We start from the raw sequence: 13,777 nt of genomic DNA, 5'->3' as shown, positions 1-13,777 counted from the left end.
GACCTTATACCTAATACCTAACACCTACCTTACACCTCACAAACTCTCATTTTTACTTTCCGCTTCAAAAACAGAATCTATCAGCCACTGGTCTTTTTTCAGCGAAGCCTGTACAGCCAATTGGTCGCATCGTTCGTTTTCCTGATGTCCGGCGTGGCCTTTCACCCACACAAATCTGATGTTGTGAATTTTGTAAAGCTGTAAAAACCGAAGCCACAAATCTTTATTCTTTTTGCCTGCAAAGCCTTTGTTCAGCCAGCCAAAAACCCACTTTTTTTCTACCGCGTCAATAACATATTTAGAATCTGAATAAATTACGACATCCTGTCCGGGTTTTTTAATGGCTTCCAAAGCAACAATTACAGCCAGAAGTTCCATCCTGTTGTTCGTAGTTTTTCTATAGCCTGCAGATAATTCTTTGTAATGAGTTCCCGAACGTAGTATTACGCCATATCCTCCCGGTCCCGGGTTTCCGCTCGAAGCACCATCAGTAAAAATTTGAATCATTGCTGCAATTATAATCAAATTGTCAGGAAAAGAATGATTCTAATATCCCAAATCAGGCAGGATTACAGGAGATTGTACGCTTAATTCTTTTTGGTGTTCACACTATTAGAACGTTGCTTCTAAATAAATCATGACAGATTTATTTGTGTTTTTTTGCTACTAAAATTTGGAAAATGTTTGAAATGCTGTAGTTTTGCAGTCCAAACACGGTGGATGTAGCTCAGTCGGTTAGAGCACCAGATTGTGGTTCTGGGGGTCGCCGGTTCGAGCCCGGTCTTCCACCCTAAAAAGCCTTCTGAAAAGAAGGCTTTTTTTGTTTTCAATTATTTAACTGTCGTTGAAATTTTTTTCTCGGGCTTATATTAGTGTTTAAACATATTTTCTTAAAAAATTTTAGAAACTGTTTTAATTACGTATATTTGTAGTGCCCTCCCAAAGGGCATGTTTTTCATAGGTAGATGTAGGGTCGAATATTATTATTCGGCCCTTTTTTATGTTATCTGTGAAAATAAGAACCAATTTTGCCCCATAGCAATTTAAATTCCTGCTTTGGAAATCTGTTATTTATCTTTGCTGAGAGATGAATAAGCGTAAAATTATTGTTGCTGTAAGCGGCGCAAGCGGATCGATTTATGCGAAGCTGCTTTTTGATACCTTAACAACGCTTAAGGATCAATGGGAAGAAATAGGGGTAGTAATGTCTGACAATTCCAGGGATGTTTGGAGATACGAGATAGGTGAAGAAAATTACACTAACTACCCGTTTAACTTTTACGAAAAAAATGATTTTAAAGCTCCCTTTGCCTCTGGCTCGGCAAAGTTTGATACAATGATTATATGTCCCTGTTCGATGGGAACTTTAGGCAGAATTGCTTCCGGAGTTTCCAATGATCTTACTACCCGTGCAGTAGATGTTATACTAAAAGAAAGGCGTAAAGTGATTCTTGTTGTTCGGGAAACACCGTTCAGCCTCATACATATAAATAATATGAAAACAGTGACTGAAGCCGGTGGAATTATTTGCCCGGCAACTCCTTCTTTTTACAGCTTGCCAAAAACAATAGAAGAGCTTGCCGGAACCGTAATAAGCCGCGTAATAGATCTGGCTGGGTTGGAAGCTGACTCTTATAGATGGGGTAGATAAAAATATATTGACTGAGGAGTAAATGAAAAATCGAGCCAGCTATTTAATTTTAAAACTTAAAACCTAAGGCCTCAAACCTTTTACCTTTAACCTTTTAATACTCCTTTCACCTTAAGCCAATCTTAATTATCTTTGCAGCTTGATTATGAGCAAGAAAGTAGCATTTTATACGCTGGGGTGTAAGTTAAATTATTCTGAAACATCAACCATTGGCAGGCTTTTCAGCCAGGCCGGGTTTCAAATAGTTGATTTTACAAATAAGGCCGATGTATATGTAATTAATACCTGTTCGGTAACGGACCATGCTGACAAAAAATGCCGGAAAGTGGTAAAGGAAGCGTTAAAATACTCTCCAAATGCCTATGTAACCATTGTAGGCTGTTATGCGCAGTTGAAACCAAAAGAAATTGCAGAAATTCCGGGTGTTGATATGGTGCTGGGAGCTGCTGAAAAGTTCCAGATAGTTGATCACATTACCGACCTTACAAAGAAACCTAAAGCACAGATATTTAATCAGCCTATTGCTGAGGTAAATGAATTTGTTTCATCTTACTCGCTTGCAGACCGCACCCGTACTTTTCTCAAAGTTCAGGACGGCTGCGATTATTCCTGTACTTTTTGTACAATTCCTCTTGCACGGGGTAAAAGCCGAAGTGATACCATTGAAAATATTGTCTTTCAGGCAGAGCGTATCGCCGATTCGGGAGTAAAAGAAATTGTTTTAACAGGTGTAAATATCGGCGATTTCGGAATCAGGAACGGACAGCGTGAAGATAAATTTTTAGATCTAGTGAAAGCACTGGATCAGGTTGAAGGCATCGAACGTATCCGGATTTCTTCTATTGAACCAAATCTTTTAAGCGATGAAGTAATTGCTTTTGTAGCTGCTTCTCAGCGTTTTGTTCCTCATTTTCATATTCCTTTGCAATCCGGATCCAACAAGATTCTGGGATTGATGCGCCGCCGTTATAAGAGGGAACTGTACGCCGAACGAGTTTCTAAAATTAAATCTTTAATGCCTGATTGCTGTATCGGAGTGGATGTTATTGTTGGTTTTCCAGGTGAAACCCGGGAAGATTTTATAGAAACATATAATTTTATTAACCAGCTTGATATTTCCTATTTGCACGTATTTACCTATTCGGAGCGAGAAAATACAGTAGCGATAGAAATGCCTGATCCGGTTCCTGGTGCACAACGTGCCGATAGAAGTAAAATGCTTCACATTCTGTCAGAAAAAAAGCGTCGTGCTTTTTACGAAACACAATTAGGCAGTGATCAGGTTGTTTTGTTTGAGGCGGATGAGAAAGAGGGGATGATGACAGGATTTACACCGAATTATGTAAAAGTCAGGGCGAAATACGATCCGGTTCTTGTAAATGAATTAAAAGCGGTAAAGCTTGTTTCCATAGCTCCGGAAGGAGAAGTAGAAGTGAGAGAAGCGGCAGAAGTTTTGATTCATTAATTTCAATTTCAAAATCAACCTGTATATTTAGGGCATGTTTCCAACCATTTCCTATTTAATTGAATACCTAACAGGTATCAAGGTTCCGTTGCCTATACAAACTTTTGGTTTTTTTGTTGCACTCGCATTTGTTGCTGGTTACTGGGCTTTTTCGCAAGAACTTAAACGTAAAGAGGCTGAAGGGATATTAAAACCTTCTAAACATACGGTTACAATTGGCAAACCAGCTTCGGTAGCCGAACTTTTTTTTAACGGTTTCTTTGGTTTTTTAATAGGATATAAACTTTTATATGCTGTTTTAAATTATGCTGAGTTTGTAAACGATCCTCAGAATTTTATTCTTTCTGCCAAGGGAAATATTGTTGGCGGCTTGCTTTTAGCAGCAGTCTTTGTTTACTGGGCTTATAGCGAGAAAAATAAAAGCAAGCTTCCTCAACCTAAAATTGTAGAAGAAACGGTTCATCCTCATCAGCTAATGGGTAACCTGATTGTATGGGCGGCGATCTGGGGTTTTCTTGGGGCGAAGATCTTTGATAACCTGGAGCATTGGGATCAGTTTGTAAAAGATCCCATCGGCGGCCTGCTTTCATTTAGCGGTTTAACTTTTTACGGTGGTTTAATTTGTGGTGGAGCGGCAGTTCTTTATCTGGCAAATAAAAACGGAATAAAACCGGTTCATATGCTGGATATTGGTGCTCCGGGAATGATGCTTGCCTACGCGGTGGGACGTGTAGGCTGTCATTTGTCGGGAGACGGCGACTGGGGAATTCCCGTAACATCAGCAAAACCATCTTTTTTAAGCTGGGCACCCGACTGGATGTGGTCTTTCAAGTTTCCGCATAATGTTGTACATGAAGGAGTTTTTATTCCCGGATGTACCGGCAAGTATTGCAATGAATTGCCTGCCGGCGTGTATCCGACATCATTTTATGAAGCTGTAATTTGCCTCATTCTCTTTTTATTTCTGTGGTCTATCCGGAAAAAAATTAAAATGCCAGGTTTGATATGGTCTGTGTATTTAATACTAAACGGCATAGAGCGTTTCTGGATTGAGCATATTCGGGTAAATGCAACCTATCATGCGTTCGGTCTGGTATTTACACAAGCAGAATTAATTTCATTGATACTGGTACTTGCAGGAATTGCTGGCGTAATCTGGTCGGTTACTGCGTATAAAAAAAGAGAAATAATAAGCTGAGATGAATTTAAAGGATTTAACTGATGGCGTTATCAGTCTGGTTTATGAAGTTGGTGAATTTATACGCCACGAAAATCTCCATTTTAATCAGCAGCATATTGAATATAAAGGAGTAAACGACCTTGTTTCTTATGTTGATAAAACAGCAGAACAGAAAATTGTAAAGAAACTTCAGGAATTACTACCTGAAGCAGGTTTTATAACAGAAGAAAAAACCATTAACAAAAAAGGAGAAGCGTTTAACTGGATTGTCGATCCTTTGGATGGAACTACTAATTTTATTCATGGTATTCCTGCTTTTTCAATCAGCATAGCGCTTCAGCAGGACAATGAGCTAGTTTTAGGAGTTGTTTATGAGATTAACCGTGACGAATGTTTTAGCGCCTGGAAAAATGGTGGCGCATACCTGAACGGCAATAAAATTTCTGTTTCCGGGAATGAAACGGTTGAAAAATCGCTGCTCGCAACCGGCTTTCCATTTTACAATTTTGATAAACTGGAGCTGTACATAAATTTATTCAGAGAATTAACTCAAAGATGCCAGGGCTTACGTCGCATCGGCTCTGCTGCTGTTGATCTTGCCTACACAGCCTGCGGGCGTTTTGACGGATATTTTGAATACAACATTAACCTGTGGGATATTGCTGCAGGCATTGTTTTAGTTCGGGAAGCAGGAGGTGAAGTTGTTAATTTTACAGGAGAAGAAGAGTTTCCTGTTTCAAGAGAAGTTGTGGCAACAAACGGAAAGATTGCTGGCTCACTTTTGTCAATCGTGCAAAAGCATTTTAATAAGAAAAGCGACTGAGGAGTCGCTTTTTTATTTTACATTGCGTCCGCAACAACCTCGGTTACTTCCGGTACCATTCTTTTTAACAGGTTTTCTATACCCGCCTTTAATGTAATAGTTGAAGAAGGGCAGCCGCTGCAAGACCCGCGAAGCTCTACGGTTACTACACCCTCGTTGAACGATTTATAGCTGATTGCTCCGCCATCCTGTTCTACCGCCGGACGAACATAATCATGTAGTATCTGTTGGATTTTAATTTCAGCCTCCGTTCCTTCAAAGTCAGGAGTTTCGGTATGGGCTGTTTCCTTAATCGCAAGTTCTGATTCAACAGCACCTTTTACAAACTCCTTCAGGATGTCTTCTATATCTGCCCAGTCTGCAGTTTCTGTTTTAGTAACTGTAACAAAATTACTGGCGAAAAATACTCCGTTCACGAAATTGAACTTGAATAGTTCTTTAGCAAAAGGAGATGTTTCTGCGCTTTCTTTTGTTGGATAGTCAACACTACCATTTAAAAGCAATTTATTCACCAGGAACTTCATTGTTGCCGGGTTGGGGGTACTCTCGGTATATACGTTAATATTAGTAGCCATACAATTATTTTTATACAAAAATACCAAATTTTAAAGCATCCCGCCTGCAGGAAAAACTTTTGACCTGTTGATGACGGGTTAAATTCCTGTGTACGTAGCAGGGCTTATTTTGCGTATTTCATCTTTTACCTCATCACGAATGTTTAATATTTCTACAAAGGAGGAAATTGTAGCCGCGTTTACAGAATTATTGGTTCGTGTTAGTTCTTTTAATGCTTCGTAGGGGTTAGGATAGCCTTCTCGTCTCAGGATTGTCTGTATCGCTTCAGCTACAACTGCCCAGTTTGCTTCCAGATCTGCCTTTATTTTATTTTCATCAAGTAAGAGCTTATTTAATCCTTTTTCGGTTGATTTAATAGCTATTAATGTATGCGCTACCGGAACGCCAATATTTCTTAATACTGTCGAATCTGTCAGATCCCGTTGCAGCCTTGAAACAGGAAGTTTGGCAGCAAGATGTTCAAAAAGGGCGTTGGCAATACCCAGGTTTCCTTCTGAATTTTCAAAATCAATAGGATTTACCTTATGCGGCATAGCTGATGATCCTACTTCACCTGCTTTAATTTTCTGGCGGAAATAATTCATGGAAATATAGGTCCACATATCGCGGTTCAGATCAATAAGGATATTATTGATTCTCTTTAAAGCATCGCAATGCGCCGCGAAATTATCGTAATGCTCAATCTGGGTAGTATGCTGCGAACGGGAAAGCTTTAAGCGGTTGTTTACAAATTGGTTGGCAAAAACAACCCAGTCAATTGCCGGATACGCAATGGAATGTGCGTTAAAGTTTCCTGTTGCGCCCCCAAACTTGGCTGAAAATGGAATATGTTTTAGTAATTGCAACTGGTTCTCCAATCGCTCAACATATACCCGCAATTCTTTCCCTAAACGGGTAGGAGAGGCAGGTTGTCCGTGTGTATGAGCAAGCATAGGTATATGCTCCCAGTCGTTCGATAATTTACGCAAACGGTCAACCAGGTCATGTACTGCAGGAAGGTAGCTTTTCTCTAACGCTATCTTAAACGAATGAGGGATCGCGGTATTATTTATATCCTGAGAAGTTAATCCAAAGTGTATAAATTCTTTAAATTCACTTAATCCCAAAGCATCAAACTTTTCCTTAATGAAGTATTCGACAGCCTTTACATCGTGATTCGTAATCTGTTCTATTTCCTTTATCCGCTCTGCATCATCTTCATGAAAACGCTCATAAATATCCCTTAAATCAGTAAAACGGTTAGCATCAAAAGCTGACAGCTGCGGTAAGGGCAGTTCGCATAATGCAATAAAATATTCTATTTCAACATACACCCTGAACTCAATTAAAGCTGCTTCAGAAAAATAGGAAGCCAGTTCGTGCGTAGTTTTTCTATATCGGCCATCTACCGGAGAAATGGCGTATAAAGATGAAAAGCTCATACAACTATAATTTCGGCCAAAGTTACAGTTTTAAATCTTTTCCCCTTGCCCGATTAATAAAGTAAAGAAGAAGAATAATTTTTTTCGGAAACTTTGGAATTGAAAAAAGTTTCCATAGTTTTGCGACGAAATAAAGAAATGTGACTTGGATTTAAAACAACATATAATTAAAGAAGCAGACCGGCTGTTTTGCACTTTTGGAATAAAGAGTGTAACCATGGATGATATTTCAAGGCATCTTGGAATATCAAAGAAGACAATTTATCAGCATTTTAAAGATAAGAACGAGTTAGTTGTGCTGCTAATGAGTGATAAGATGGAAAACCAGGTGTGTGTGATGGATGCAACTTCACAAAAAGCAAAAAATGCTATCGATGAAGTTTTTGAAGCTGTAACACATACGGAGGTAATGCTATCTAATATGAATCCGACGCTTTTTTACGATCTGCAAAAGTATCATCGGGAGGCTTGGCAGGTTTTTAAAGCTTTCAGAGAGAATATTTTTTATAAAAAAATAAGGCAAAACCTGCTAAGAGGAATACAGGAAGGCTATTACAGAAAAGAACTTGACGTAGATATTATAACAAGAATGCGAATTGAACAAATTGATTTAATATTTAATCAAACAACATTCCCCGTGAAAGAATACAGTATTTCCAGGGTTTTGACTGAATTGACAGCCCATTTTTTATATGGCATCTGTACACTGAAAGGCCATAAATTAATAAACAACTATAAGCATATAACTGACGAAGACTAAAACTTAAATTTTTATGAGATATCTTTTTCTAATAGGTCTTTTAAGCTTTTCAACGCTGTTTGTAAAAGCTCAGGACAATCCGGGAGGGCAAACGCACGAATTCAACCTGCAGCAATGTTTGGATTATGCATATGCAAACCAGGACTCGATGAAGAATGCCCGCTTGGATATTGAAAGTGCAAACTATAAAGTGAAGGAAACTATAGGCATCGGACTACCGCAGGTAAGTGGAAGTGCTGCCTTGCAGGATTATTTAAAAATTCCAACTACCTTGTTGCCCGGAGAGTTTTTTAATCAGCCAGGCACCTTTATTCCTGTAAAATTTGGGGTAAAATATCAGGCAAATGCAGGGTTGAGCGTTTCGCAACTGCTTTTTAATGGGACCTATTTAGTTGGTTTGAAAGCATCTAAAACGTATAAAGAGCTTTCGCAAAGAGCGTTTAACAGGACAAAAATTGAAACAGAAATTGCAGTTACAAAAGCATATTATCAGGTTTTAGTTAATGGAGAGCAGCTGAAACTTATAGATGCAAATCTGAATCAGCTTAAAAAGCAATTGAACGAAACAACAGCATTAAATGAGCAGGGATTTGTTGAAAAAATTGATCTGTCACGAATCCAGGTTTTGTATAATAACCTATCAACAACAAGAGAAAATACGGTTCGCTTGCTTGCTCTTGGTTATCAGCTTCTTAAATTTCAGATGGGAATGCCAGTTGCAGATAACCTGAAGTTGACCGATAAAATTGAAGATATTAAACTGGAAACGGATTTATCGGTTGAACCAGATACTACTGCATACCGGAAACGCATCGAATATGGTCTGTTGGAAACGCAGAAGAAGTTAAATCAGTTGGATTTACAACGGATTAAATCAGAGGCACTTCCTTCTTTAGCCGCTTTTGGCAGTGGTTCTTATAATTTTCAGAGTGACCAGTTTTCTAATCTTCTCGATGAAAAATTTCCTACAGTAGTAGTAGGCCTTCAGCTCAATGTTCCAATTTTTAGCGGCTTCCAGCGACTCAACCAGGTGAGACAGGCAAAAATTGCTGTTCAAAAGTCTGAGAACATGCTAAATACCGTAAAGAATGGCTTACAGCTTCAGCAGGAACAGGCCCGTGTTATGTATACCAACGGAATCCAGTCTTTGAATAATCAAAAAAGTAATATGTCTCTTGCCGAGGAGGTGTTGCGGGTTTCGAGGATTAAATACGAGCAGGGTGTAGGCTCAAGCCTGGAAGTTACGCAGGCACAAACCGCTCTTGAAGAGGCACAAAATAATTATATCCAGGCTTTATACGATGCTCTTATAAGCAAGGTGGATTTAGACAGAGCATACGGACGTATTCAATAATATTATCACAATTAATAATCATGAAAAGATTAATTTATTTAGCGACAATTCTAATAATAGCTTCCTGCGGAAAAAAAGCGGTAGATAAAAAAACTGAACTTGCCGAACTGAAAAAACAACGCTCGGAAATTGAAAGTAAAATAGCAAAGCTTGAAAGTGAGGTAGGCGAAAAACCTGCTGAGAAAGTAAGTGAAGTGAATGTTACTGAAGTGGTACCGGTTGTTTTTAAAAATTATGTAGAGGTGCAGGGTAAGGTAGATGCGGAAGAAAACGTGCAGGTAAATCCCGAAATGCAGGGTGTGGTAACAGCTATTTATGTTAAAGCAGGTCAGCATGTAAGTAAAGGCCAGGTGTTGGCGCAGATAGATGATAAAGTTCTTCGCCAGAATATGGCTCAGCTGCAAACACAATTAGACCTTGCTACAAATCTGTTTAATCGCCAGAAAGCGCTTTGGGAACAAAAAATAGGCACGGAAGTTCAGTATCTGAATGTGAAGACCCAGAAGGAAGGACTTGAAAAGCAAATGGGCGTATTGCGTTCTCAGCTTTCCATGTATAAGATCAAATCACCTATTTCTGGTACCGTTGATCAAATGGATCTTAAAATAGGCCAGGCGGTAATGCCCGGAGCGTCAGGAATACGTGTGGTAAACGCAAGCGATTTAAAGGCAAAGGCTTTGGTTGCAGAAACATACGCTTCAAAAGTAAACCAGGGGGATGAGGTACAGGTGCTGTTGCCAGATGCCCAGGATTCTTTAAATACACGTTTAACATTTGTTTCTAAAGTTATTGATCCTGTTTCAAGAAGCTTTAATGTGGAAGTTAAGCTACCTTCCAAATCTATTTACCGGCCAAACATGCTGGCGGTATTAAAAATTGTGGATTATAGAAATAACAAGGCACTGACCGTACCTGTAAATGCGATCCAAAAATCAGAAAGTGGCGAATATGTTTATATAGCAGAAAACGGCAAGGCTAAACGTGCCGTGATAGAAACCGGCAAAATCTACGATGGCCGGGCAGAAGTTTTATCAGGACTTAAAGCGGGGGATAAGGTAGTAACTGTAGGCTTTTCCAGCCTGAATGAAGGCGATACGCTGAAGTTTTAATTGCCGTATATATTCACTCATCAATTCTAAATGACAGATGAAAGACGTAAATAAAGAATTTAAACCATCAAGCTGGGCAATAGATAATAAAACCGCAATCTATGTATTGGCTTTTATTATTACTGTTCTTGGCTTCTTTACCTATAATGGCTTGCCTAAAGAGAACTTTCCGGAAATAGTTATCCCCAAAATAATGGTGTATACTATTTATCCGGGTACTTCTCCGGCAAATATGGAAACCCTTGTAACCAAGCAACTGGAAAAGCAGATGCGTGGAACAGAAGGTTTAAAAAAGATTACATCCAACTCCATTCAAGGGTATTCTATGATAACTGCCGAGTTTAATACAAACGTAGATATTGTAGATGCAAAGCAACGTATTAACGATGCAGTTGATAAGGCAAAGCAGGACTTGCCTACTGATCTTCCTACAGATCCGCAGGTGTTTGATATCAACTTATCGGATATGCCGATAATGTATGTAAACATCTCTGGAGATTATGACCTGAAAAGCCTGAAAGAATATGCAGATGACCTGCAGGATCGTATAGAAGGTTTAAAAGAGATATCAGGGGTTGATATAGTTGGAGCTTTAGAACCGGAAATTCAGATTAATGTGGATCTGAATAAGATGGCTGCCGCCCAGATTTCCTTTAACGATGTAGAAAGTGCTGTAGGATACGAAAACATGACAATTCCGGCTGGTTCGGTAAAAATGGATGGCGTAAGAAGAAGCATAAACGTAAAGCAGGATTTTAAAAGTGCAGAAGAGATAGCAAACATTATTGTTAAAACGCCAACCGGCGGTTCCGTTTATCTGAAGGATATAGCAGATGTAAGGGATTCATTTAAAGAGCAGGAAAGTTATGCACGTTTATACGGAAAAAATGTAATTACCCTTCAGGTTAAAAAAAGAAGCGGGGAAAACCTGATAGAAGCTTCGGATAAGATCAATGCGCTGATTAAGGATATGAAAGGAACTGTGCTTCCTGAAAATCTGAATATCACAATTACAGGCGACCAGTCTGATCAAACCCGTGTTACTCTGCATGATTTGATCAATACAATCATTATCGGATTTATCCTGGTAACCGTTATTTTAATGTTCTTTATGGGAGTTACCAACGCCTTGTTTGTGGCTCTTTCGGTTCCATTATCCATGTTTGTTGCCTTTCTGGCCATGCCTGCTCTTGGAGGAATATTTGACTTCAGTTTCACCATGAACATGATGGTGCTGTTCTCCTTTTTACTGGGTCTGGGAATCGTAGTGGATGATGCCATTGTAGTAATTGAAAATACGCACCGTATTTTCGATAATGGCCGTGTGCCAATTAAACAGGCAGCAAAGATGGCTGCCGGCGAAGTTTTCCTTCCGGTATTATCTGGAACATTAACTACACTTGCTCCTTTTGTACCTTTGTTGTTCTGGCCTGGAATCATCGGGGAATTTATGTTTTTCCTGCCTGCAACTTTAATTATTACCCTGCTGGCTTCTCTGTTGGTAGCATATATAATTAACCCGGTGTTTGCGGTTGACTTCATGAAACCGCATAATGAGGATGAAGATCATAAACCACGGTTTGATAAAACAGTAAAGCGTACTTTGCTGATATTAGGAGGTTTGGCAGTACTTGCCTACCTGATAAACTTTGGCTTTGGTAATTTTATTGTCTTTCTTGCCTTATTGTACCTCCTGAACCATTTCTTCCTTACCGGTGCAGTTAAACGTTTTCAGAATAACATCTGGCCGAGATTTCAGGATAGATATACGAATCTGTTAAGATGGGCATTAGATCGCCCGCGGACTATGCTATGGGGAACAGTTGGATTGTTCTTCTTTTCTATCGTTTTAATTGCGGTTGTACCTCCTAAGATTGTATTCTTCCCGTCTTCAGATCCGAACTTTATTTATGTATATGTTCAGTTACCTGTAGGAACAGACCAGGCTTACACCAATGAGGTGGTAAAGAAAATAGAAAATAAAGTTACCGGTGTAGTAGGAAGAAATAATCCTATCGTATCGTCTATTATTTCGAATGTGACAGTCGGCGTTACCGATCCGCAGGATGAGGATCAGGGAAATTATGCCAACCGGGGAAAGGTAACCGTTGCTTTTGTTGAATACGGCAAACGTAATGGGGTAAATACAACTGAGTATTTAAGTAAAGTTAGAAATGCTGTAAAAGGAGTTCCGGGGGCTGAAATAACAGTAACACAGGAACAATCAGGGCCTCCTACAGCAAAACCAATTTCTATTGAAATATCGGGAGATGACCTGGACTCGTTGGTTAAAACTTCCGAAAGATTGCAAAAATTCCTGGAAGAAAAGCAAATTGCGGGAGTTGAGGAGTTAAAATCCGACTTCCAGAATAATAAACCTGAAATTATATTTGATATTAACCGCGAAAGGGCAAACCGTGAAGGGCTTTCAAGCGGACAAATTGGTGCAAGCCTGCGTACAGCGATCTTTGGTAAAGAGGTTTCGAAATTCCGCGATGTGAATGAAGATTATGAAATTAATCTGAGGGCGCAGGAAGACCAGCGAAATAATCTTCAGGCCTTACGGAATATGAAGTTTACCTATCGCGATATGGGTATGGGTGGCGTTATCCGCCAGGTTCCCCTTTCTTCTTTTGCCGATATAGATTATGTAAATACGTATGGAGGTATCAAGCGTAAACAGCAAAAACGTGTGATTACTGTTTCATCAAACGTATTGGCAGAATACAATGCCAACGAAGTAGTTGCTAATATTCAGTCTGAAGTAAGCCAATTTAAAGCACCGGCAGGAGTAGAGATTAAAATGGCCGGCGAGCAGGAAGAACAGCTGGAAACCGCTGCGTTTTTAGGTAAGGCTTTAATGATTGCCTTTGGTTTGATCCTGATTATCCTGGTAACTCAGTTTAATTCAGTTAGCAAGCCGATTATAATTTTGAGTGAAATTTTATTCAGTGTAATCGGTGTATTACTTGGAGTAACTATTTTCAGAATGGAAATGTCTATCGTAATGTCAGGAGTGGGTATAATTGCGCTTGCGGGAATTGTAGTCCGCAACGGGATATTATTGGTAGAGTTTACTGACCTGATGATTGAACAGGGTATGTCTGTAAAAGAAGCGGTAATAGAGGCAGGAAGAACACGGATGACGCCGGTATTGCTTACAGCAACAGCAACCATGCTGGGTTTAATACCACTGGCAGTTGGTTTAAATATCGACTTTACCCTATTGCTTACAGAGTTCAATCCTCATATTTATTTCGGAGGGGATAATGTTGCTTTTTGGGGGCCGCTTTCATGGACTATGATATTCGGCTTAAGTTTCGCAACTTTCCTGACACTGGTTTTAGTTCCATGTATGTATCTTATTTCAGATTCAAACTCTAAAAAGGTAAAAGGCTGGTTCAAAAGAACGTTCAGTGGCGATTAAGAAATTTTAAG

Annotated in this window: 11 protein-coding genes and 1 tRNA gene; 9 read left to right on the top strand and 3 right to left on the bottom strand. The window is 39.3% G+C overall.

Annotation, left to right across the window (positions count from 1 at the left end):
• Window positions 1-36: 36 nt before the first annotated feature.
• Window positions 37-507, bottom strand: coding sequence for a ribonuclease HI (rnhA, locus tag ACLCDL_RS05330; RefSeq protein WP_423147236.1), 471 nt, complete (start codon window positions 505-507; stop codon window positions 37-39).
• Between the two features lie 208 nt (window positions 508-715).
• Between rnhA and ACLCDL_RS05325 the strand changes: the two genes are divergently transcribed.
• The 5 genes from ACLCDL_RS05325 to ACLCDL_RS05305 all read left to right on the top strand — a co-directional run bounded on the left by ACLCDL_RS05325 (window position 716) and on the right by ACLCDL_RS05305 (window position 5,119).
• A tRNA-His gene (locus ACLCDL_RS05325) sits at window positions 716-791 on the top strand.
• Between the two features lie 296 nt (window positions 792-1,087).
• A complete protein-coding gene (locus ACLCDL_RS05320; RefSeq protein ID WP_423147235.1) occupies window positions 1,088-1,651 on the top strand; it encodes a UbiX family flavin prenyltransferase in 564 nt (187 codons plus the stop codon).
• A gap of 145 nt (window positions 1,652-1,796) precedes the next feature.
• Window positions 1,797-3,116 carry a tRNA (N(6)-L-threonylcarbamoyladenosine(37)-C(2))-methylthiotransferase MtaB gene (mtaB, locus tag ACLCDL_RS05315; RefSeq protein ID WP_423147234.1) on the top strand — a complete coding sequence of 440 codons (1,320 nt, stop codon included), beginning with the start codon at window positions 1,797-1,799 and terminating at the stop codon, window positions 3,114-3,116.
• Between the two features lie 34 nt (window positions 3,117-3,150).
• Complete coding sequence (locus tag ACLCDL_RS05310) at window positions 3,151-4,314, top strand: prolipoprotein diacylglyceryl transferase (RefSeq protein ID WP_423147233.1); 1,164 nt, start codon at window positions 3,151-3,153, stop codon at window positions 4,312-4,314.
• Between the two features lies 1 nt (window position 4,315).
• Window positions 4,316-5,119, top strand: coding sequence for an inositol monophosphatase family protein (locus tag ACLCDL_RS05305; protein WP_423147232.1), 804 nt, complete (start codon window positions 4,316-4,318; stop codon window positions 5,117-5,119).
• A gap of 17 nt (window positions 5,120-5,136) precedes the next feature.
• Here the strand turns inward: ACLCDL_RS05305 and ACLCDL_RS05300 are convergent, their stop codons facing one another.
• Together ACLCDL_RS05300 and purB are read right to left on the bottom strand one after the other, a co-directional pair.
• Complete coding sequence (locus ACLCDL_RS05300; protein WP_423147231.1) at window positions 5,137-5,694, bottom strand: NifU family protein; 558 nt, start codon at window positions 5,692-5,694, stop codon at window positions 5,137-5,139.
• 78 nt (window positions 5,695-5,772) lie between these two features.
• The gene (gene purB / locus ACLCDL_RS05295; RefSeq protein ID WP_423147230.1) at window positions 5,773-7,116 is read right to left on the bottom strand and encodes an adenylosuccinate lyase; all 1,344 of its coding nucleotides are present in this window, start codon (window positions 7,114-7,116) and stop codon (window positions 5,773-5,775) included.
• A 145-nt stretch (window positions 7,117-7,261) separates the two neighbouring features.
• Here purB and ACLCDL_RS05290 point away from each other — a divergent pair, with 145 nt between their 5' ends.
• Genes ACLCDL_RS05290 through ACLCDL_RS05275 form a run of 4 tightly spaced genes read left to right on the top strand, consistent with a single transcriptional unit; the run spans window position 7,262 to window position 13,766 of the window.
• The gene (locus ACLCDL_RS05290; protein ID WP_423147229.1) at window positions 7,262-7,876 is read left to right on the top strand and encodes a TetR/AcrR family transcriptional regulator; all 615 of its coding nucleotides are present in this window, start codon (window positions 7,262-7,264) and stop codon (window positions 7,874-7,876) included.
• 13 nt (window positions 7,877-7,889) lie between these two features.
• On the top strand, window positions 7,890-9,230 hold the full coding sequence (locus ACLCDL_RS05285) for a TolC family protein (RefSeq protein WP_423147228.1): 1,341 nt from the start codon (window positions 7,890-7,892) through the stop codon (window positions 9,228-9,230).
• A gap of 20 nt (window positions 9,231-9,250) precedes the next feature.
• Window positions 9,251-10,339, top strand: a complete 1,089-nt coding sequence (locus tag ACLCDL_RS05280; RefSeq protein ID WP_423147227.1) for an efflux RND transporter periplasmic adaptor subunit — start codon at window positions 9,251-9,253, stop codon at window positions 10,337-10,339.
• A gap of 37 nt (window positions 10,340-10,376) precedes the next feature.
• A complete protein-coding gene (locus ACLCDL_RS05275; protein ID WP_423147226.1) occupies window positions 10,377-13,766 on the top strand; it encodes an efflux RND transporter permease subunit in 3,390 nt (1,129 codons plus the stop codon).
• Window positions 13,767-13,777: the final 11 nt, after the last annotated feature.

The organism is Rubrilithobacter danxiaensis (assembly GCF_047272945.1).
GTDB classification, from domain to species: domain Bacteria; phylum Bacteroidota; class Bacteroidia; order Sphingobacteriales; family Sphingobacteriaceae; genus Rubrolithibacter; species Rubrolithibacter danxiaensis.
The sequence above is the reverse complement of the archived record's forward strand: the minus strand, read 5'-3'. Positions and strand labels throughout refer to the sequence as shown.